Source organism: Hymenobacter miniatus (assembly GCF_016427455.1).
Classification (GTDB): domain Bacteria; phylum Bacteroidota; class Bacteroidia; order Cytophagales; family Hymenobacteraceae; genus Hymenobacter; species Hymenobacter armeniacus.
Genome location: NZ_JAELXR010000012.1, coordinates 51,855 through 74,148, shown reverse-complemented (window position 1 = coordinate 74,148; position 22,294 = coordinate 51,855). Strand labels below are relative to the sequence as shown.

The 22,294-nt window shown below is 63.2% G+C and carries 15 protein-coding genes; 10 read left to right on the top strand and 5 right to left on the bottom strand.

Translation table 11 applies throughout. From position 1 onward, the window contains the following. Positions 1 to 8: 8 nt before the first annotated feature. The 4 genes from JAO73_RS17670 (at position 9) to JAO73_RS17655 (ending at position 7,037) form a co-directional block, all read left to right on the top strand. Positions 9 to 1,313, top strand: coding sequence for a family 8 glycosyl hydrolase (locus tag JAO73_RS17670; protein WP_198978463.1), 1,305 nt, complete (start codon positions 9 to 11; stop codon positions 1,311 to 1,313). 16 nt (positions 1,314 to 1,329) lie between these two features. Next, positions 1,330 to 2,898 (top strand): glycoside hydrolase family 43 protein, encoded by a 1,569-nt coding sequence (locus tag JAO73_RS17665; protein WP_198978462.1) that lies wholly within the window; start codon positions 1,330 to 1,332, stop codon positions 2,896 to 2,898. 34 nt (positions 2,899 to 2,932) lie between these two features. Continuing rightward, positions 2,933 to 4,288 carry a family 43 glycosylhydrolase gene (locus JAO73_RS17660; protein ID WP_198978461.1) on the top strand — a complete coding sequence of 452 codons (1,356 nt, stop codon included), beginning with the start codon at positions 2,933 to 2,935 and terminating at the stop codon, positions 4,286 to 4,288. 82 nt (positions 4,289 to 4,370) lie between these two features. Next, on the top strand, positions 4,371 to 7,037 hold the full coding sequence (locus JAO73_RS17655; RefSeq protein ID WP_198978460.1) for a glycoside hydrolase family 3 C-terminal domain-containing protein: 2,667 nt from the start codon (positions 4,371 to 4,373) through the stop codon (positions 7,035 to 7,037). Between the two features lie 120 nt (positions 7,038 to 7,157). On the opposite strand, the gene pulA is transcribed toward JAO73_RS17655, so the two are convergent. Continuing rightward, positions 7,158 to 9,149, bottom strand: a complete 1,992-nt coding sequence (gene pulA, locus JAO73_RS17650; RefSeq protein WP_198978459.1) for a type I pullulanase — start codon at positions 9,147 to 9,149, stop codon at positions 7,158 to 7,160. A 320-nt stretch (positions 9,150 to 9,469) separates the two neighbouring features. Here pulA and JAO73_RS17645 point away from each other — a divergent pair, with 320 nt between their 5' ends. The 4 genes from JAO73_RS17645 (at position 9,470) to JAO73_RS23395 (ending at position 18,156) form a co-directional block, all read left to right on the top strand. Then, positions 9,470 to 10,594: a sensor histidine kinase gene (locus JAO73_RS17645; protein WP_198978458.1), complete on the top strand. Its 1,125-nt coding sequence runs from the start codon at positions 9,470 to 9,472 to the stop codon at positions 10,592 to 10,594. Positions 10,595 to 10,657: 63 nt separating this feature from the next. Then, on the top strand, positions 10,658 to 11,410 hold the full coding sequence (locus tag JAO73_RS17640) for a LytR/AlgR family response regulator transcription factor (protein WP_190923973.1): 753 nt from the start codon (positions 10,658 to 10,660) through the stop codon (positions 11,408 to 11,410). 301 nt (positions 11,411 to 11,711) lie between these two features. After that, positions 11,712 to 13,004, top strand: a complete 1,293-nt coding sequence (locus JAO73_RS17635) for a glycosyltransferase family 4 protein (protein ID WP_198978457.1) — start codon at positions 11,712 to 11,714, stop codon at positions 13,002 to 13,004. Between the two features lie 1,111 nt (positions 13,005 to 14,115). After that, positions 14,116 to 18,156 (top strand): beta strand repeat-containing protein, encoded by a 4,041-nt coding sequence (locus JAO73_RS23395; protein ID WP_198978456.1) that lies wholly within the window; start codon positions 14,116 to 14,118, stop codon positions 18,154 to 18,156. 161 nt (positions 18,157 to 18,317) lie between these two features. Here the strand turns inward: JAO73_RS23395 and JAO73_RS17625 are convergent, their stop codons facing one another. The 4 genes from JAO73_RS17625 to JAO73_RS17610 form a co-directional block, all read right to left on the bottom strand. Then, a complete protein-coding gene (locus JAO73_RS17625) occupies positions 18,318 to 18,644 on the bottom strand; it encodes a HesB/IscA family protein (RefSeq protein WP_046244758.1) in 327 nt (108 codons plus the stop codon). A gap of 118 nt (positions 18,645 to 18,762) precedes the next feature. Further along, entirely contained in the window at positions 18,763 to 19,158 is a 396-nt protein-coding gene (locus JAO73_RS17620) for a hypothetical protein (protein ID WP_198978455.1), read from the bottom strand. Between the two features lie 113 nt (positions 19,159 to 19,271). Then, positions 19,272 to 19,682 carry a Fe-S cluster assembly scaffold IscU gene (gene iscU, locus JAO73_RS17615; RefSeq protein ID WP_190923982.1) on the bottom strand — a complete coding sequence of 137 codons (411 nt, stop codon included), beginning with the start codon at positions 19,680 to 19,682 and terminating at the stop codon, positions 19,272 to 19,274. A gap of 98 nt (positions 19,683 to 19,780) precedes the next feature. Continuing rightward, the gene (locus tag JAO73_RS17610; RefSeq protein WP_198978454.1) at positions 19,781 to 20,995 is read right to left on the bottom strand and encodes an IscS subfamily cysteine desulfurase; all 1,215 of its coding nucleotides are present in this window, start codon (positions 20,993 to 20,995) and stop codon (positions 19,781 to 19,783) included. A 211-nt stretch (positions 20,996 to 21,206) separates the two neighbouring features. Here JAO73_RS17610 and mce point away from each other — a divergent pair, with 211 nt between their 5' ends. After that, a complete protein-coding gene (mce, locus tag JAO73_RS17605) occupies positions 21,207 to 21,611 on the top strand; it encodes a methylmalonyl-CoA epimerase (protein WP_198978453.1) in 405 nt (134 codons plus the stop codon). Between the two features lie 90 nt (positions 21,612 to 21,701). Further along, positions 21,702 to 22,274, top strand: a complete 573-nt coding sequence (locus tag JAO73_RS17600) for an L-threonylcarbamoyladenylate synthase (protein ID WP_198978452.1) — start codon at positions 21,702 to 21,704, stop codon at positions 22,272 to 22,274. Positions 22,275 to 22,294 lie beyond the last annotated feature (20 nt).

Below are 22,294 nucleotides of genomic sequence, written 5' to 3'. Positions count from 1 at the left end.
GCTTCTTCATGCCGAAAACCACTTTCTGCTTCTCAGGCCTTGGCTGGCGGGCTTGCCTGCTGGCGCTGTGCCTCGTGCACCTGCACGCTGCGCACGCCCAAGCACCGGCCCCGGCGCGCCCACCGGCTGGCAAGGCGGCTTTCTATACCAACGTATACCCCAACCTGTTTCGGGAAGCGGGCTACCGCCAGGCCGACATCGACAAGAAGGTGGCCCAGGCCTACCACGACGTGTTTGAGGGGCCCAATAAGGTGTATTTCGAGGTGGGCGACTCCATGGCCTACGTGTCGGATGTGAAGAACGAGGACGCCCGCACCGAAGGCCTTTCCTACGGCATGATGGTGGCCGTGCAGCTCAACAAGAAGCAGGTCTTTGACCGGCTCTGGCGCTGGTCGAAGAAGTATTTGCAGCACCAGCGCGGCCCGCTGGAAGGCTACTTTGCCTGGAGCTTCAACCCCGCCACCATGAAGCGCAATTCCGAGGGGCCGGCCTCGGATGGCGAGCTGTATTTCGTGACCAGCCTGCTGTTTGCGGCCAACCGCTGGGGCAACGCCACCGGCATTGACTACTACCGCGAAGCCCGCCGCATTCTGGACGCCTCGTGGGAAAAGGACGGCACCGGGGGCGTGTACAACCTATTCAACACCAAAGCCAAGCAGATAAGCTTCGTGCCAACCGGTGACATGTACACCTGGACCGACCCCTCGTACCACGTGCCCGCTTTTCTGGAAGTGTGGGCCGAATACGCCAAGGACGGGCACGAGCAGTTTTACCGGGACTGCGCCGATACGTCGCGGGTGTTTCTGCACCGGGCCTGCGCCGCGCCCACCGGCCTCAACTACGACTACACCGAGTTCAGCGGCCAGCCGCACGCTACCCGCTGGGCGCCGCCGGCCTTTCGCTACGACTCCTGGCGTGTGCCCATGAACCTGGCCATGGACTACGTATGGTTTGGCAAGGACCGGCGCTGGCAGCAGCAGTACGCGCAGCGCTTCCAGGGTTTCTTGCGCCGCAAGGGTGTCAACACTTTCGAAGACCAGTTCAACGTGGACGGCTCGCGGCCGGAGTTCATTCTGCCGGCCGGCAAGGTGAAAAAGCTGCGCCACTCGCTCGGGTTGGTGGCTACGTCGGCCGCGGCCTCGCTCATGCGCCCGGCCCCGCCGCAACTGGATTTTGTGCACGCCCTCTGGAATGCCAAGCTGGCGCCCTACGACGACGGCTACTTCGACCCCTACTACGACGGCCTCCTGTACCTCTTCAGCCTGATGCACCTGAGCGGCAAGTACCAGGCGATAAAGCCCCAAACGCATTAATCAAGCAAGGTTCGTGATGAAAATCTATCCGTTGCTGTTGGTTGGGGCTGCCCTTGTGGGGGCGGCCGCGCGCGCCCAGACCCTGCCGGCCCACAACCCCGTGGTGCACGCCGACGTGCCGGACCTGTCCATCATTCGGGTGGGCAAAACGTACTACATGAGCAGCACCACCATGCACATGAGCCCCGGGGTGCCCCTCATGAAATCGACGGATTTGGTGAACTGGAAACTGGTGGGCTACGCTTACGATACCCTCTCCGGCAACGACGCCATGACGCTTGCCAACGGCCGGAGCACCTACGGGCGCGGCTCCTGGGCCAGCAGCCTGCGCTACCACCAGGGCACCTACTACGTGAGCACCTTCGCCCAGACCACGGGCAAAACCCACGTCTATTCCACTAAAAACATCGAGAAAGGTCCCTGGAAAGCGGTTTCCTTCCGGCCCAGCCTGCACGACCATTCCTTATTTTTCGACGACGATGGCCGCGTGTACATGGTGTACGGCGCGGGCAAAATCCAGCTGGCCGAGCTCACCGCCGACGCCTCGGGCCTGAAGCCGGGCACCACTTCGCAGGTCATCATCGAAAACGCCAGCGCCCCCGCCGGCCCCAACCTTGGCCTGCCGGCCGAGGGCTCGCAGCTGTTCAAACTCAACGGCAAGTACTACCTCTTCAACATCACCTGGCCCAAGGGCGGCATGCGCACCGTGGTGGTGCACCGGGCCGATAAGATAGGCGGGCCCTACGAAGGCCGGGTGGTCCTGCAGGACCTGGGCGTGGCCCAGGGCGGCCTCATCGACACGCCCGACGGCAAGTGGTACGCCTACTTATTCCGCGATTTTGGCGCGGTGGGCCGCATTCCGTACCTGGTGCCGGTCCAGTGGGAGGGGGGCTGGCCGGTGCTGGGCAGTCCGGCGGGCAAAGTGCCCGAAACGCTGCCGCTACCCGCGAATAAAAGTCTGATTCCGGGCATCGTGGCTTCCGACGAGTTTACGCGCCGGGCGGGCGAGCCGGCCCTGCCGCTGGTATGGCAATGGAACCACAACCCCGACAACCGCCTGTGGTCGGTGGCCAAGCGGCCGGGCTACCTGCGCCTCACCACCGGGCGGGTCGATACCTCGTTCCTGCTGGCCCGCAACACCCTCACGCAGCGCACCATAGGACCGGTTTGCGCCGGCATTACGGCCTTGGACGTGTCGCACCTGCAGCCCGGCGATTTTGCCGGCCTCGGGGTGTTGCAGCGGCGCTACGGCTTGGTGGGCGTGCAGGCCAGCCCGGGCGCGAAAGCCATTGTAATGGTGAGCGCCGAATCGGAAAAGCCGGTGGAGCTGCAGCGCCTGCCGCTCAGCCAGGACAAGGTATATCTGAAAATCGAGTGCGATTTCCGGGACCGCAAGGACGTGGCCACCTTCTTCTACAGCCTCGACGGCAACACTTGGCAGCCCGTGGGCAAGCCCCTCAAAATGGCCTACACGCTGCCGCATTTCATGGGCTACCGGTTGGCCCTCTTCAACTACGCCACCCAAGCGGCGGGCGGCTACGCCGACTTCGACTATTTCCGCATCACTGACAAGCTTACCAAATAGGAATCCACCCCGCGCTTTCAATCGCAAAAATCCCATGCGCATAAGAATCCTTTTCAGGCTGCTGGCGGCTCTCTGCCTGGTTTGCTTCCAGTCCGCCCACGCCCAAAACCCCTTCATCACCAATCAATTCACGGCCGACCCCACGGCCCGCGTGTTCGGCGGCCGGGTGTACGTGTACCCCTCGCACGACATCCGGGCTACTCCGGGGCACGGGCGGGCCGGCTGGTTTGTGATGGAAGACTACCACGTTTTCTCCTCCACCAACCTTACCGACTGGACCGACCACGGCGTCATCGTGACCCAAAACAAGGTGCCTTGGGTGAAGCCCAACAGCTACGCCATGTGGGCGCCCGACTGCGTGCAGCGCAACGGCAAGTACTATTTCTATTTCCCCGCCACGCCCCAGGACACCACCGGCGGCCGGGGCTTCCGCATTGGGGTGGCCGTGGCCGACAAGCCCACCGGCCCCTTCGTGCCCCAGCCAGCGCCCATCGCCAACGTCCGCGGCATCGACCCCAACGTGTTCATCGACCAAAACGGCCAGGCCTACATCTACTGGTCACAGGGCAACATTTACGGCGCCAGGCTCAAGGCCAACATGCTGGAGCTGGCCGAAGAACCCCACACCCTCGGCGAGCTGCCCACCAAAGGCCTGAAGGAAGGCCCCTATGTATTCGAGCGCAAGGGCATTTATTACCTCACGTATCCCCACGTGGCAAACAAGACCGAGCGCCTCGAATACGCCACCAGCAGCAGCCCGCTCGGGCCGTTCACGGTGCGCGGGGTAATCATGGACGAGTCGCCGACCGGGTGCTGGACCAACCACCATTCCCTGCTGCAGCTCAATAAGCAGTGGTACCTGTTCTACCACCACAATGATTTGTCGCCGAAGTTTGACAAGAACCGCTCCGTTAGAATCGACAGCTTGTCCTTCGCGGCCGACGGCTCGATTCGGAAAGTGACGCCGACTCTGCGCGGCGTGGGCCACACCGATGCCCGCCAGAAAATCCAGCTCGACCGCTACAGCCGCCTGAGCCAGCAAGGCGCCGCCATTGCCTTTCTGGACACCGCCAATACGTTTCGGGGCTGGAAAACCGTCTTCGCCGGTAACTCGGGCTGGGTGCAGTACAATGGCGTCGCATTTGGCGCGCAAAAACCGAAGACTGTGATGCTCCGAAGCATGTCGGCCGCCGGTGCCACCCTGCAAATCCGGCTGGATAACGCGGCGGGGCCGGTTATCGCCGAAATCACCGTGCCCAAGGGCAGCGCCTGGCAGGAAGTAAAAGCGCCAATGCGGGCCTTCCGTCCCGGCACGCACGCGCTGTACGTCGCGCCGAAGCCGACGTCCTCAGCGGCGGCTGTGGAGGTCGACTGGGTCCGCTTCGAGTAAGCTCCCCGTGCAACGGCCGCACGGCTGGCACTCCGCCCCGTAGCGGCTCAAGTAACTAATAAACGCTTTTCCCATCCTCTTTATGAAGCTTGCTACTGCTTTACTCGGCCTATTCCTGCTCAGCAGCGGGGCCCAGCCGCCGGCCGCCCCGGCTGCGGGGCCGGTGGCCGAATTCCCGTTCCAGAACCCCGACCTGCCCGTCGACCAGCGCGTGGATGACCTGGTGGGCCGCCTGACGCTGCCCGAAAAGGTGTCGCAGATGCTGAACGCCTCGCCGGCCATCGACCGGCTGGGCATTCCGGCCTACAACTGGTGGAACGAGGCCCTGCACGGCGTGGCCCGCACCAGCCTAAAAACCACGGTGTTTCCGCAGGCCATCGGCATGGCCGCCACCTTCGACAAGGACGCCATGCTGACCATGGCCACCATGACCTCCGACGAGGCTCGCGCCGTGCACCAGGAATACGTGCGGCGCGGCGAGCGCGGCATCTACCAGGGCCTCACGTTCTGGACGCCCAACATCAACATTTTCCGCGACCCGCGCTGGGGCCGGGGCCAGGAAACCTACGGCGAAGACCCTTACCTGACCGGGCAGCTCGGCAGCGCGCTGGTGAAGGGCTTTCAGGGCGACGACCCCAAGTATTTGAAAATCACGGCCTGCGCCAAGCACTTCGCCGTGCACAGCGGCCCGGAGTCGTCGCGCCACGAGTTCAACGCCCAAATCAGTGACTACGACCTGTGGGATACCTACCTGCCGGCTTTCCGCGACCTGATTGTGGACGCCAAGGTGGCCGGCGTGATGTGCGCCTACAACGCCTACGCCGGCCAGCCCTGCTGCGGCTCCGACAAGCTGATGAACGAAATTCTCTACGATAAGTGGAAGTTCAAAGGCTACGTCACGTCCGACTGCGACGGCCTGAACGACTTCTGGCAACACCACAAAACCGACCCCGACGCCGCCACGGCCGCTGCCAACGCCGTGCTGCACGGCACCGACATCGAATGCGCCACCGGCAAGCTCTTTACCTACAATTCGCTGCTGGAATCGGTGCAGAAAAAGCTCATCACCGAAGAGCAGCTCAATACCTCGGTGAAGCGGCTCTTCAAAATTCGTTTCCAGCTGGGCATGTTCGACCCGGCGGCGCGCGTGAAGTACGCCCGCATTCCGATGAGCGTGGTGGAAAGCGCCCCGCACCAGGCCCACGCCCTGAAGATGGCCCGCGAGTCGGTGGTGCTGCTCAAGAACGAGAAGAACACGCTGCCGCTGCGCAAAAACTTGAAGAAAATAGTGGTGATGGGCCCCAATGCCGACAACGAAAGCGTGCAGCTGGGCAACTACAACGGCTTTCCCACCGACATCGTGACGCCGCTCGAAGGCATCCGGGCCAAGGCCGGTCAGGGCACCGAAGTGGTGTACATGCAGGGCGTGGACTACGCCAGCAACACGGTGTACGAACCGCTCAGCCTCAACCAAAACCTGGCCTACCAGGGCCAGCCGGGCTTCAAAGCCGAATACTTTAAAGGCACCAACCTGGAGGGCGCGCCCGTGGCCACGCGCCAGGAAGCCGGACTTGACCGCTACCTGGCCAACGTGAAGATGGAAGTGGCGCCCGGCCTGCTCGCCGAGAACTTCTCGGCCCGCTACCAGGCCACGTTCACGCCTTCGACCACCGAGGAGCTGGCCTTGCAAATCAGCGGCGACGACGGCTACCGGCTGTTCGTGGACGACAAGCTGGTCATCGATAACTGGAAAGGCCGCGGCTTCTCCACCAACCAGCACGTGCTGAACGTGACCGCCGGCCAGAAGCTGAACCTGCGGCTGGAGTACTTCCAGGTCGACCGCCGCACCATCCTCAAATTCACGGGCGCCAAAGTGGTGCCCATGAACGCGGCCAACATCCTGGCCCGGGTGAAAGATGCCGACGCCATCGTGTTTGTGGGGGGCATCTCGCCCCGGCTCGAAGGCGAGGAAATGAAGGTGGACGTGCCCGGTTTCAGCGGCGGCGACCGCACCACCATCGGCCTGCCCCAGGTGCAAACCGACCTGCTGAAGGTGCTGCACGGTTCCGGCAAGCCCGTGGTGCTGGCCCTGATGACGGGCAGCGCCCTGGCCACGCCCTGGGAGGCCCAGCACCTGCCGGCCATCCTCAACCTGTGGTACGGCGGGCAGGCGGCCGGTACCGCGCTGGCTGACGTGCTGTTTGGCGACTACAACCCCGCCGGCCGCCTGCCGGTCACGTTCTACAAATCAGAAACCCAGCTGCCGCCCTTCGACAACTACGACATGAAGGGCCGCACCTACCGCTACTTCACCGGCGAGCCGCTGTTCCCCTTCGGCCACGGCCTGAGCTACACCACCTTCAAGTACAGCAACCTGAAAGTGCTGTCGAAGCCGGTGACCGGCCAGCCCATTCGGGTGAGCGTGGACGTGCAGAACACCGGCGCCCGGGCCGGCGACGAAGTGGTGCAGCTCTACGTGCGCCACGCCGGCGCCTCGGGCCGCGTGGCCCGGCACGCGCTGGAAGGCTTCCGCCGCATCAACCTGGCGCCCGGCGCCCGGCAAACGGTGGCCTTTACGCTCACGCCGCGCCAGCTTTCGCGCCTCACCGAGCAGGCCAAACGGGTGGAAATGCCCGGCACGGTGCAGGTGTATGTGGGCGGTGGACAGCCGATGGCTGCAGCCGTTGCGGCCAATAAGGTGGTCAAAACCGTTGTGCAGCTGACCGGCGCGCCGGTGGCGATTGACTGACCGAATGTAGAGACGCATACTTGCGTCTCGGCGTTGAACGGTGTGGGTGAACGATGCTCGAACGGGGCGGATGCCCAGACGCAGGTATGCGTCTCTATATCGGTCAGCCGGGCCCGCGGGCTACTGCCGAATCAACATCAGCGCCGAGCTGCCCGGTACCTGCACGCCGCTCATCACCTCCAGCACGTCGAAGCCTTCCTGGTTGATTTGGTCGCCGCGCAGCACCACGGTGTAGGTGCCGCGGGGCAGGGTCACGCTGTCGGCGGAGCGGTTGCCGTTGAAAATGACGATGATGTCCTGCCAGGCGTCGCCGCCGGCGTGGTTTTTCAGCTGGTAGGCAATAACGCCGGGGTGGGTGTTGGGCAAAAACTCCAGGTGCTGCTGCACCAGCTCGGCGGTGGGCAGGCGGAAGGCGGGGTGGGCCCGGCGCATGGCAATGAGCTTGCGGTAGAACTCGTACACGCCGGCGTATTTGGCCTTGCGCGCCCAGTCAATCTGGTTCACGCTGTCGGGCAGGTTGTAGGAGTTGTGCGAGCCGCCTTTGGTGCGCAAAAACTCGTCGCCCACCGGCAAAAACGGGATGCCCTGCGAGGTAAACACGATGGTGTTGCTCAGCACATCCATTTTGATAAGGTCGGCTTCCGAAACGCCCTTGTTCGAGGCCTTGAGCTTGTCCCAGAGCACCATGTCGTCGTGGCAGGCCACGTAGTTGATGGCCTGGGCGGGCGAGTTGGCCCACGCGGCTTTCGAGTAGTTCACCTTGGCGAAATCGAGCTGCGGGTGGGCCGTGGCGGCCACGATGCCAAACTTCACGCTCTCTTCCAGGCCGGGCTGGCCGCTGGCGAAGCCGGGCTCGGTCTGGCGGGCGTAGTGGCCCTTCACGCCGTCGCGCAGTTCGTCGCCGAAGGCCGCGATGCGGTCAATCTTGCCCATGTTGGCCTTCACGGCGCGCTTGGCTTCGGGCAGGGGGGAGGGGCCGGCGGTCCAGCCCTCGCCGTATAGCAATATGCTGTGGTCCTGCAGGTCCAGGGCCACGCGGATGGCGCGCATGGTTTCGATGTCGAGCACGCCCATGAGGTCGAAGCGGAAGCCGTCGGCGTGGTATTCCTGGGCCCAATACACGACGGATTCCACGATGAGCTTGCGCACCATGGGCCGCTCCGAGGCCACTTCGTTGCCGCAGGCGGTGGCGTTGCTCAGGGTGCCGTCGGGGTTGTGGCGGTAGTAGTAGCCGGGCACCAGCTGCTCGAAAGAGCTGCGGGCGGCGTTGGCGGTGTGGTTGTACACCACGTCGAGCACTAGGCGCATGCCTTGGCTGTGCAGGTTTTGCACCAGCTGTTTGAACTCGCTGATGCGGGTGCTGGGATTGGCAGCGTTGGTGGCGTACGAGCCTTCGGGTACCGAATAGTGCAGCGGGTCGTAGCCCCAGTTGTAGCGGTTGGCGCTGGCGGGCGCGGCCTCGTCGATGCTGGCAAAGTCATTGGTGGGCAGCAGGTGCACGTGGGTCAGGCCCAGCTCCACGAGGTGCTCCAGGCCGGTGGTCACGCCTGCGGGGCCGCGGGTGCCCAGCTGGGCCACTCCCAGGTACTTGCCCTTGCGGGTGATGCCCGACTGCGGGTGCATGCTCAGGTCGCGCACGTGTGCTTCGCCAATCACGACGTCGGTGGGCTGTTTCAGGGCCGGGCGCAGGTCGTCGGCCCAGCCGGGCGGGGCCACGGCGGCGGGGTTGAGCACGGCCCCGCGCTGGCCGTTGAGGCCCACGGCGTGGGCGTAGGGGTCGGCCACTTCGGCCATTTTCTTGCCCGCAATAGTGGCCTGCACCGTGTAGAAGCCGGTGGTGCCGGCGGGCAAGGCGTACAGCCAGGTGCCGTCTTCGGCCTTGGCCATGGCGTAGTCGGCGGTGGGCGCGCCGCCGGTGCCGGCCGCGTACAGCTTCAGGTGCAGGGCCTCGGCGGTGGGGGCCCACACGCGCAGGGTGGCCTGGGGGCCGCGCCAGGTCAGGCCCAGGTCGGGGCCGCGGTACACGGGGTAGCTGCCGAAGTCGGGCAGCGGCGGTGCCGCCGGAGATTTGGTGGTAGATAGCAGCACCAGTAATAGCAGGGAGCGAATCATGACGGCAAAGTTCGGGAATTGTACGTAATGAAGAGTAGCCGCGGCCGGCAATCTACAAAAAAGCCATCTTGCCCTACGCAGCGCCCAATCTGGCTTGCGGCAGCAATTCCAACGATTGGATTAGTTGAAGCACACCAGACGCCTTGGCTGCGCTTGGCAGCACGGCCTTTCCCTTTTTAAGACGATGCCCGCTTGGCCCTTGCAGGCTTCTTGCCGGCCGATGAAACGGCCCCCGCCGTCGATACAATTCCGGTTACGGTCGGTTTGGCCGGGTTTTGGAAATCGGAGCGGGTATGTTTGTTTCGCTTTCCTCATGTGCTATGGCCGTCCTCACCCCCCGGCGCTACCTCGCTCCGCTCATTCATGTGCTGGTGTGGGGCTTGTTCGGACTCACGTTTTTGTTGTTTCAGCCGCTCACCGGCCGGCTCACCATGCCCCCGCAGTTCTGGCTGAAGCAGGGCCTGATGTTCTGCGTGTGGGTGGCCGCTTTCTACCTCACCGCCAAGGTGCTGGTGCCCCGCCTGCTGTTTCAGGGGCGCACGGGCTGGTTCATTCTGTCGTTGGTGGGCATCACGCTGGGGGTACTGGTCTTCAGCAAGTTTCTGGAGTCGGCCCTCAACCTGCCCGAGCTCATGAACAAGGCGTTTGAAGCCGTGGCGGGCCGCCCGCGCCTCAACCCCCGCGGCTACCGCTTCGATTCCATGGGCCTGCTCACCACCATGTTCGTGCTGGGCATCAGCACCTGCATCACGGTGGTGCAGAAGTGGCAAAAGGACGCCCAGCTGCGCCAGACGCTGGAGCAGCAGCGCGTCAGCTCCGAGCTGTCGATGCTCAAGGCCCAGATTAACCCGCACTTCTTCTTCAATACCCTCAACAACATCTACGCCCTCACGCTGCTCGATGGCGAGCAGGCTCGCACGGCCATTCACCGCCTCTCGCGCATGATGCGCTACGTGCTGTATGACACGGCCGGCGGCATGACCCTGCTCAGCCAGGAAATCGCCTTCGTGCAGGACTACATCACCCTCATGCAGCTGCGGCTCGACGACCGGGTCACCGTCACCTTTGAGCGGCCCGAGCCCGTGCGCGACGTGCCCGTGGCCCCCATGCTGCTGCTGCCCTTCCTCGAAAACGCCTTCAAGCACGGGGTGGCGGCCACCGAGCCCAGCCGCATCTACGTGGCCATTCGCCAGCCCCGGCCCGACGTGGTGGAGCTCGAAGTGCGCAACAGCCGCCTCGCGCTGCCTTCCACTGACCTGGCCGGCAGCAACGGCATCGGCTTGGCCAACACCCGCCGCCGCCTCGACTTGCTCTACCCCGGCCGCTTCCAATTGGTGGTCGACGACCACACGCCGGCCAACGAATTCCTGGTGCACCTCACCCTGACCGTGGGGGAGGGAAGTGCCGTAAGCCTGCCCGAGCCTGTTTCCGTCCTGTCATCCTGAGCATTCTGCGGTTCAAGCAAAATCTTCAGGATGACAGTATTTTCTTAACCAACGATTCCCTACATGAGCCAACCCGCCCTGCCGCCCCTGCGCACCATCGCCGTCGACGACGAACCCCTGGCCCTGGGCCTGGTGGTGTCGTTCATTCAGAAAACGCCGTTTCTGGAGCTGGTGGGCAAGTTTGGCAGCGCCGTGGAAGCCCTCAAGTACCTGCACGAGCACCCCGGCGCCGTCGACTTGGCCTTCCTCGACATTCAGATGCAGGAACTCAACGGCCTGGAGTTGGCCCGGGTGCTGGGCCCCACCGGCCCGCGGGTCATCTTCACCACGGCCTTCAGCCAGTACGCGCTGGACGGCTACCGCGTCGACGCCCTCGATTACCTCGTCAAGCCCTTCAACTACGAAGAATTCCTGCGCGCCGCCGGCAAGGCCCGCGCCTACGCCGAGCTCACCTCCCAGCACGCCAGCGCCCCCGCGGCCACCGGCCCCGAGGAGGAAGAGTACCTGTTCCTGAAAGCCGAATACCAGCTGGTGCGCGTCGCGCTGAGCGACATTCTCTACGTGGAAGGCCTGAAGGACTACGTGAAAGTGCACCTCAAAAGCACGCCCCGCGCCCTGCTTTCCCTCATGAGCCTCAAGGCCATGGAGGAAAAATTGCCCACCCGGCGCTTCATGCGCATCCACCGCTCGTTTATCGTGGCGCTCGACAAGATTGAGGCCGTGCGCCGCCTCACCGTCCAGATTGGCGCCATCACCATCCCGGTGGGCGACCAGTACAAGGACGCCTTCCTGCAGTTCCTCAGCCGCTGGACCTGATACCGAATTCGTGTTAATGGCACGTCAGTCGAGCGCAGCCGAAGCAGCTCGCAGGAGTCGTCCTACCGTGACGCCTCACCCCCTGACCCCCTCTCCCCAAGGAGAGGGGACACCGGTTTTGCTCCGAGCGAAATCGTCAGGCTCCCCTCTCCCTGTGGAGAGGGGCCGGGGGTGAAGCGTCACGTCACAACGAAGCACGCGAGCTGTCTCGGCAAGCTCGACATGCGCTCTAACCGCTACTGCCCTCGCCCTTCCGCTTTCTGCCGCGCTGCCCGCTACTCTTTTCCTGTCTTTCTGAGCTATGACCCCACACTTCATCACCGGGAACTCCGTTCTCGGCCGGGACGCCCGTGCCCCGGAATCGCGGCCGCAGCTCGCGGTGCTTTGCCTCTCCGGCAGCCTGGGCGGCCTCGAACTCAACAGCCTGAAGTTTACCGGCTGGATGCAGGAGCGCGGCTGGCGCATCACCTTCATTGCGCCGCCCGCCACGCCGCTCGCCCACTGGGCCGAAGAATGGTTTGTGCCCTTCGAAACCCTGCGGGTGCGCCGCGGGCTGGCCATGCCCCTGGCCGCCTGGGAGTTGAAAGTGCTGCTGGAGCGCCTGCAGGTTGAGATGCTGGTGGTGACGCAAAACAAGGACCTGGCCCTGGCCACCTTGGTGAAGGGCCTGATGGGCGGGCGCCTGCGCGTCATCTACCAGCAGCACATGCAGCTGGGGCGCCCCAAGCGCGGGCTGGTGCACACGCTGCGCTTTCGCCAGCTCGATGCCTGGCTGACGCCCTTGCCCGGCCTGGCCCGCGAAGTGGCCCGCCGCACCCGCCTCGACGCCCGCAAGCTGCACGTGGTGCCGTTGGGCCTGCCGCTGGAGCAGTTTGCGCCGCACCGCCGCACCGCCGCCGAAGCCCGGCAGGAGTTGGGCCTGCCCACAGAAGGGCCGCTGCTGGGCATCCTGGGCCGGTTCGATGCCGGCAAAGGACAGGATTTTGTGATTGAGGCCCTGCACCACCTGCGCACCCAGCTGGGCCGCAAGGCCAGCCTGGTCATCATGGGGGAACCCACCCGCAACGAGGGCGACGCCTACCTGCGCCAGCTGCAGGCCCAGGTAAAGCGCCTGGGCCTGGAAGGTCAGGTGCATTTTCGGGGCTTCCGGGCCAACCCGGTGGTGTTCTACCAAGCCATCGACGTGTTTGTGCTGGCTTCCGAAAACGAAACCTACGGCATGGTGACCCTCGAAGCCATGGCCACCGGCGTGCCCGTGGTGGCCGCCGCCACCGGCGGCACCGTGGAGCTGGTGCAGCACGGCCACACCGGCCTGCTCTACCTGCACCGCGACGTGGCCGCCTGCGCCCGCTCCATCCGCCGCTGCCTCGACGACGCCCCCGCCACCCGCCAGCGCGTGGAGCGCGCCCGCCTCGACCGCTGGCGCTACTCGCACCAGCGCCAGTGCGCCCTTACCGAAGACGTGCTGGCCGAGCTTGGCCAGCACGCAGCCACTGCGCCCGCGCTGCCCACAAGCCGGCGCGGGGCCGCGTTGCACACGGCCTTCACGCGAGAAGTGCCGACAACAAAAATGCGCACATTATCAAACGTTTAATGGCCTAAGTCCTGCCATTCTCAACCGGATGGGCCCGTGGGGTGTGGCCACCCACCCAGCGGATTGCCGCCGCTGGCAGCAGCGCCCCGCCCAACCACCGGAGCCGGAATGGCAGGCACAAACGTTTGGAACACTGGCCGGCGCCTGTTGCCGCCAAACTGCTTTGGCCCAGAAAGCCTCCGCGACAGCGGAGGCTTTTTTTATTGGTAATATTTTAAAATGGATTATGCCTTTATAGGGTTTCGCTGCCGGCGCATCGCGGCATTTTGGTTTGCACTGCGTGAGTTTGTAACGTTTTGGTAACGCCTTGCATGGGGGCAGTCCTATAAAGTCCCCCTAATTTTACAGGCAGTGCGCCTAGCCAAAAGTGTTTTTTTAGATACCTAAAACCCTGTTACTTATGCAGCCACCCCGTACTCTTTTTACCTCTTTTTTCAGCCGCGGCGTGGCGCTGCTGACGACGCTTCTGCTACCGCTGGTAGGGTGGGGGCAAGTGTCTTTGCCAACCAATAGCGCTGCAGTTACGCAGGATTTTAGCGCCTTGGCTGCTCCAACGACTGTTACAAGCAGTACAATGCCAGCAGGCTGGGTATTTGTTGAAAGCGCTACTAATGCCAACACCACTTACACAGTTAGCGACGGAAGCTCGACTACAGGTGAGACGTATAGCTTTGGTGGAACCAGCGCTGCAACTAAAGCTGACCGAGCACTGGGTTCAATTGCAAGCAGTAATTTAGGTTCCTCATATGGTGCTTCCTTTACCAACAACACTGGAGTCACGATTACGCAGTTAGCGGTAACGTACACTGGCGAACAATGGCGGCTTGGCGTCACCAATGCTTCGCGTGTTGACCAAATTACTTTTGCTTACAGCACTACCGCCTCAAGCCTGACTGGCTCAGGCTACACCAGTGTTAGTGCTTTAACATTTGAAACCCCTAACACCACAGGCTCGGCCGGGTCGCGAGACGGTAATGCAGCAGGTTATAAGGCTGTTGTCAGCAGCACTATAACCGGCCTGTCCATTGCTCCAGGCGCCACCTTTTACCTCCGTTGGACTGATGTTGACATCACCGGCAACGATGATGGGCTTGCGATTGACGACGTTTCGGTGACGCCTAACCCGCCCACCATCACCACCCTCACGCCCAATACGGCCGTAGCCGGCAGCGGCGCCGTTGCCCTGACCGTCGACGGCACCAACTTCGTGAGCGGAGCATCTGTTTATTTCAACGGCTCGGCCCTGACTACTACCTACGTATCGGCGACGCAGCTCACGGCTACCATTCCGGCGCCATCGGTGGCCACGGCCGGAGTCTTCCCCGTCACGGTAAAAAACACCACCACGGGCGCGGCTTCAAACGCGGTGAATTTCACCGTGACGGCGGTTGCTGCGTCGAATACGGTCAGCACCACGGCCATTCCGGCCACTACGTATTGCGTGGGGGCTTCGGGCACGGCTGTTTCGGTGCCTTTCACCTCCACGGGCACTTACACCAGTAATACCTACACGGCGTACATCGGCAGCACCAGCATCGGCACGCTGGTCAGCGACTTGAACTCGGGCACCATCAGCGCTACCATTCCCGGCAGCTTGGCGTCGGGTTCTGCGTACCGCATTCGGGTCGATGCCAGCAGCCCCGCCACCACCGGCTCCGACAACGGCGCCAACCTGACGGTGGTAAACTACCAAACCAACAACGTGACGTCGTTTGTGGCCACGGCCGGCAACACCCAGGTGCCCCTGAGCTGGGCCAACCCCACCGGCTGCCTCACCCGCACGGTGGTGGTGGCCAGCGCCGCCACCATCACGGCCGTGCCCAGCGGCACCTTCACCGCCGATGCCGCTTTCGGCAGCGGCACCGACCTGGGCGGCGGTCAGTACGTGGTGTACGACGGCACCGGCACCGGCGTCCCGGTCACGGCTTTGGCCAACGGCACCCCGTATTTCTTTAAGGCTTTCACCTCCAACGGCGACGGCTACAGCACCGGCGCTACGGCCACGGCCACGCCGGTTGCCCCGGTGCCCACGCTCACGGCCAGCACCTCGCCAGCCACCACGCCCACCTCGGTTAGCCTGGCCACCACGTCGCAGGGCACCCCCTCGGTAGCCAAAACGTACACCCTGGCCGGTTCCAACCTGGGCACTGCCGACGTGACCGTGACGGCCCCCACGGGCTTTCAAGTGTCTACCACGGCCGCCTTCACCGGCATTACCACCGACGCCAATAGTCTGACCCTTACGCCCGGCAGCGGCAGCCTCAACCAAACGGTGTATGTGCGCCTCTCGGGTTTGGTGGCTGGGGCCCTGTCCGGCACCGTGGCCAACACCAACGGCACCCTCACGGCCAACGTGCTGGTGTCGGGCGCCGTGACGGCCACGGCCGCCGAGCCCACCGCGCAGCCCACGGTAGCGGTGAGCAACGTCGGCTTCAGCCAGGCCGACGTCACGCTCAGCGGCGGCAACGGGCAAAAGCGCCTGCTGGTGGTTCGGGCCAACTCCGCCACCAACTCGCTGCCCGTTGACAACACCACGTACACGGCCAGCACGGTGCGGGGCAGCGGCACCCAAATTGGCACCGGCAACTACGTGGTGGTGGCCGACGGCACCACCACGGCTTTGACCCTCACGGGCCTTTCTTCTAATGCGACCTACGTGCTGTCGGTGTATGCCTACAACGATGACGCCGTGGCGGGCCAGGAAAACTACCTGACCAGCACCCCCGGCACGGTCAGCTTCACCACGCCGGCCATCCCGGCCGTGTTCTACTCCAAAGCCTCTGGCGACCTCAACCTAACCAGCACTTTCGGTTCCAACCCCGATGGCACCGGCGCGTCGCCGTCCAACTTCACGGCCGCCGGCAAAACCTATTCGGTGAGCGGCACGCACACCCTCTCCGGCAACTGGGTGGTTTCGGGCACGGGCTCGAAAGCGGTGCTCACCACGGGTTCCAGCCTCACGGTGCCTGCTACTGCCAATTTTACCGGCACCCTCGACATGCAGGGCACGGCCTACCTCACGGTGCTGCACACCAGCCCCGGCATCGCCTACGGCAGCCTGAACGCGTCCAGCACCGTAGAATTTGCCCAAACCAGCGGCACCTACGTGGTGCCTTCGCCCACCAACGGCTACGGCAACCTCAAACTCAGCAACGCAACCAAGCAGTTTGCCGACGGCCTCCAGCCCGACACGTACGTGTACGGCGACCTCACCATTCAAAACGTGACCAACGTGGGTGGTTCGAGCACTTCGGATTTTTCCTACGTGTCCTTGCTTGGCAACCTGTCTCTGCTCGGCACCACCACCTTCAACACCACCAGCACCCGGAAAATCACGCTGGCGCTGGAGGGCATAAGCCCGCAAACCCTGTCCGGTAACGGCAATACGCTGCGCCTGTTCCGCTTGCTGGTAGACAACAGCGCGGTGCTGGCGGATGCTGCCGGCGGCACTCCGGTCGAGCTGGGCAACACCAGCGCCAACGGGGGAGGTATTGACATCGCAGCCGGAAAAACGCTGACGCTAAATGCCAACACGTTGGCTTTCGTGCCGGGCGGCAACGCCGTGATTTCCACGTCCACCGGCACTTTCACGGTGTCGCCAAATTCGTCGCTCAACCTCGAAACGAACAACACGACCTATTCCATCGGCACGCTGCGCCTCACCCCCGGTTCCACTTCGCTCGGCAACCTGCGGGTGTCGCACGCTTCCGGCGACTACCTCGACCTAACGCAGTCGCTGACGGTGAACGGCGCGCTGGTGCTCGATGCCTCGGGCACGCTCGACATCGGCGCCGGCCGTACCCTCACGCTCAACGGCACCGTGGCCGGTACCGGGTTTCTACGCGGTTCGGCCACCAGCGACTTGGCCGTGGGCGGCACGGGCGCCTTGGGCACGCTGCGCTTCTTCAACGGCACCACCACCCGCCTGCTCCGCAACGTCACCCTGAACCGCACGGCCGGCACCACCACCCTTGGCTCGCCGCTAACCATCAACGGCGCGTTTGCGCTGACCAACGGCATCATCACCACCAGCGCTACCAACTTGCTGTCGCTAGCCAGCAGCGCCGCCCTCAACGGCGGCAGTGCCAACAGCTTCGTGAATGGCCCGCTGGCCCGCGCCACGGGCATGGGGGCGGCCGCTACGGTGTTCCCCATCGGCAACGGCACCATTTACCGGCCGCTTACGCTCACGGCCAGCACCCAGACCGGCACTGCCACCTACACCGCATTCCAAACCGAACTCAACACCGGCCGGGTGCTCGCCACCGGCGGAGCGCTGCCCGACCTCACGCGCGTTTCCACCAAGCGCTTTTACACCGTCACCACCTCTAACACCGGGTCGGGCTTCACCGGCAACATTATCCTCACGTTTGGCAGCGACGACTACGTGAACAACCCGGGCAATGCCGCCCTAGTCATTGCCAAGCGCGATGGCGGCACCTCCGGCGCCTGGACCAACATTGGTCGCGCCGCCATCAATGCCAGCACCGGCCCCGACAATGGGCCCGGCGGCGTGCCATCAGCGGGTACGCTCACCTCGGGCGAATTCAGCGGCTTCTCCGATTTCACCTTCGGCGCCACCGACGATAACTCCCAGGTCAACTTCTTCCAGTCCGTCAACCCCCTGCCCGTGGAGCTCAGCCGCTTTGGTGCCCAGCGTCAGGCCGACCAAGCCGTGGCCGTGTCCTGGACCACGGCCAGCGAGAAGAACGCCGAGCGGTTTGAGGTGCAGCGCAGCCGCAACGCCCACGATTTCGTGACCGTGGCCACCACCCAAGCCCAGGGCACCAGCAGCAAGGCCTCGGCCTACGCCCTAGTCGATAAATCGGCCCCGGCCGGCCGGCTGTATTACCGCCTGCGGCAGGTAGACAACGACGGCACCGCGGCCTTCTCGCCGGTGGTGACGGTGGCTGGCAGCGGCGAAACCGCCAAGGTGCTGCTCTACCCCAACCCCACGAGCACCAGCATCAGCTTCATTGCCGAAGTCACCACGCCTTACCGCGTGCTCAACCAGGTAGGCCAGGTGCTGCTGCAAGGCACCACCGAAGCTGGCACGGCCAAAGTAGCCGTCGACAAGCTGCCCACCGGCCTGTACTTACTGGAACTGCAAACCCCCGCTGGCCGCAGCGTGCAGAAGTTCGAAAAGCAGTAATTTGAACCACGGATTCGTGCGGATTTTTCGGATTCCACGAATTTTGTGGACGTGATGAAAAGAAAAAGGCCTCTCGATTGAGAGGCCTTTTTTTGGCTGGTACTAGATTTGAGCCGCCCACAAAATCCGTGGAATTCGAAAAATCCGCACGAATCCGTGGTTCAGACGGAGAAGCTCTCGCCGCAGCCGCACTCGCGCGAAGCGTTGGGGTTGTTGAACTGGAAGCCTTTGCCGTTCAGCCCGTCGGAAAAGTCGAGCTCGGTGCCGGCCAGGTAGAGGAAGCTCTTCATGTCGACCACCACGCGCACGCCCTTGTCCTCAAACTCCTGGTCCATGGGCCGCACTTCGTTGTCAAAGTCCAGCTTATAGCTCAGGCCCGAGCAGCCGCCGCCGGCCACCGAAGCGCGCAGGCGGTAGGTATCGTCGAGGTGCGCGTCGTGCATCAGGCGCGTCACTTTCTCTTTGGCTTTATCAGAAACGGTAATCATGGCAATAGGAGAGGACAGGCCTCGCTTAGCTTACGGGAATGGGAGCGCAATTTAGACAAATTATAAACAAGGATGATGAATCCTTTGTTCAATCGGGCTGCCGCAAGGGCGGTTCCTTTTACGAGCTAGGGTTCAGTACCACGCTAAATACCGTGATGGCGTTCAGGTCGCGGCCGAAATACAGCTTATCAAGGGCCTCATACACGTTGTGGGCACGGAAGTAAGACGTTTGCAGCTCCCGGTCGCCGCGGGTGCGCCACTGCAGCGTGTAAGAGCTTTCGGTGTCGCGGAAGCGCTTCACGTAGTCCAGCATTTTCTGCAGCGTCTCGGTTTCGTCGCGCCCCGTTTCGTAGCGGAACAGGAAGCTCTGCTGGTGGCGCGGGTTCACCGTGACGAGGTCGAGGCGGGTCTGGCCTTCCACTTCCCGAAAATCAAACCGCAGCTGTTCCGGCGTCAGGCCCAGGTATTGCTGAATCTCGCGTTGCAGCCGGGCTGCTTCAAATTCGTCGGTCATTATGCAATGAGCGAATGGATAAATGCGTGAATGGGAGGAATGAAAAAATGGGTGAACAAGCGAAGTGGCCGCAGCCCATTCACTCATTCACCCATTCAAAATTCACTCGTTGATTAGTGGTGCGAGAGCTCCAGCGCGGGCAGGCCGTTTTTCACGCGGTAGTCCGAGATGGCCGACTTGATGGCGTCCTCGGCCAGCACCGAGCAGTGGATTTTCACGGGCGGCAGGGCCAGTTCTTCCACAATCTCCATGTTGTCGATGGCCAGCGCCTCGTCAACGGTTTTGCCTTTCAACCACTCCGTAGCCAGCGACGACGACGCGATGGCCGAGCCGCAGCCGAAGGTTTTGAATTTGGCGTCGGTGATGGTGTTGGTGGCTTCATCCACCTCGATTTGCAGGCGCATCACGTCGCCGCACTCAGGCGCGCCCACGAGGCCGGTGCCTACGTTCTTTTTGCTTTTGTCCAGCGTGCCCACGTTGCGGGGGTTGCTGTAATGGTCGATAACCTTATCGGAGTAAGCCATTTTGAGTTATGAGTTAAAAGTTAAAAGTTATGAGTTAGCACGGTTAAAAGCATGAGGCAAGAAAAACTCCTAACTCATAACTTTTAACTCTTAACTCCCTAGTGTTCTGCCCACTCAATCTTGCTGAGGTCGACGCCCTCCTTGAACATCTCCCACAGGGGCGACATTTCGCGGAGCTTGGTCACGGCTTCTTTTACGTGGTTGATGGCGTAGTCGATTTGCTCGTCGGTGGTGAAGCGGCTTAGGCCGAAACGCAATGAAGAGTGCGCCAGGTCGTCGCTCAGGCCCAGGGCCTTGAGTACGTAGCTAGGCTCCAGCGAGGCCGAGGTGCAAGCCGAGCCGGAAGATACGGCCAGGTCCTTCACGCCCATCATCAAGCCTTCGCCTTCCACGTACTTGAAGCTGATGTTGGTAACGTGCGGCAGGCGGTGCTCACGCGAACCGTTTACGTAGCTTTCTTCCAAGGTTAGCAGCTCGCGCTCGAGGCGGTCGCGCATGGCCGAGAGGCGGGCGGTGTCGGCAGCCATTTCCTGCATGGCCAGCTCGCAGGCCTTGCCCAGGCCCACGATGCCGGGCACGTTCAGGGTGCCGGAACGCATGCCGCGCTCGTGGCCGCCGCCGTCCATCTGGGCGGTTACTTTCACCCGGGGGTTCTTGCGGCGCACGTAGAGGGCGCCCACGCCTTTCGGGCCGTACATCTTGTGGGCCGTGAAGGCCATGATGTCGATGCCGTCGGCGATGACGTCCACCGGAATTTTACCCACGGCCTGGGTGCCGTCCGTCATGAACAGGGCGCCGTGGCTGTGGGCAATTTTGGCGATTTCGCGGATGGGCTGGATGGTGCCCGTCTCGTTGTTGCCGTACATGATGGTCACCAGAATGGTCTGGGGCGTCATGGCGGCTTCCAGCTCTTCAAGGCTGATGAGGCCCTGCTCGTTCACGGGCAGATAGGTCACGCGGCCACCCAGCTTCTCGATGTGCTTGCAGGTGTCGAGCACTGCTTTGTGCTCAGTGGTGGCGGTGATGACGTGGTTGCCCTTCTGGCTGTACATCTCAAACACGCCCTTGATGCCAAGGTTGTCGGACTCGGTAGCGCCCGAGGTAAAGATGATTTCCTTGGGGTCGCAGTTGATGAGCTTGGCAATCTGCTCGCGGGAATAGTCCACGGCTTCCTCGGCGGCCCAGCCGAAGGGGTGGTTGCGCGAAGCAGCGTTGCCGAATACTTCGGTCAGGTAAGGCATCATGGCCTCCAGCACCCGCGGGTCGAGGGGCGTGGTGGCGTTGTTGTCGAGGTAAATAGGGAGCTTTAGCATTGCGCGCAGCAGTAGTGACAAGTGGGAAACCAGCGAAAAGCCGATACCCAGCTAGAACACGGTTCCGGGGCAATCAGTTTTCTTTGGTTTCACAAAAGTAGATACAATCTAAATAAGGAAATGCGCCGACTTGCGGCGCTGGCCCAAAATGCCGGGCAAAACCCGGCTTTTTCTATGCCAGCGGCCCCTGCGCAGCCTTTCTCAATTCCGCATGCTTACCAACCTCGAACACCTCGGCCTGGCCGTGTACGACCTCGAAGCCGCCACGGCCCTCTACACCACCCTGCTCGGCGCCGCGCCCTACAAGAAGGAGCACGTGGCCAGCGAAGCCGTGGATACCGTCTTCTTCCAGGTCGGCGGCTCCAAAATTGAGCTGCTGGCCGGCACCTCGCCCGACAGCGCCATTACGAAGTTTCTGGCCAAAAAGCCCGAAGGCATTCACCACGTCGCGTTTGAAGTAGACGACATTCACACCGAAATGGCACGGCTGAAAGGGGAGGGCTTCGTGCTGCTGAACGAGGCACCCAAGCGCGGCGCCGATAATAAGCTGGTGTGTTTCGTGCACCCAAAGAGTGCGGCCGGCGTATTGGTGGAGCTTTGCCAGAGCATCAAGTAGCGTGGCTTCTGCGAGTCCGCGCCTGAACGAACGTCACCATTTCCCGCCATGCGCGGACTCGCAGGGTCCGCGCTACAAGCTTCCCATCGCATGAACCGTTTCCAACAAGAAGTAGATGCCGCCGTGGATGCCCTGCTGCTGCAGCAAGTCATTCTGTATCCTACCGACACCGTGTGGGGCGTGGGCTGCGACGCCGAGGCGCCGCCCGCCGTGAAGCAGCTGTACAAGCTCAAGGGCCGGGAGGCCGGCAAGCCCAGCATTGTGCTGGTGGCCGACTTTGCTATGATGAAGCGCTACGCCCCCGACGTGCCGGCCGAGCTGGAAGCCATGCTGGCGACGGACACCCGTCCCACCACCTACATCGTGCCGGCCGGGCGCGCCGTGGCCCCCGAGCTGGTGGCGCCCGACGGCACCGTGGGCCTGCGCGTGGTGAAAGACGAGTTTTGCCACAAAGTGGTGCGCCGGTTGGGGCACGGCCTCGTCTCGACTTCGGCCAACAAAGCCGGCGAGCCCACGCCCGCCGTGTACGCCGAAGTGGACCCGGCCATTGTGCGCGGCGTCGACCACGTGGTGAACTGGCGGCAGGACGACGATACCCGCGTGGCCCCCTCGCGCGTGGTGCGGCTGGGGGATGGCGGCCAGCTGGAAGTGGTGCGGGAATAAAACCCGTGCCGACCTTTGCA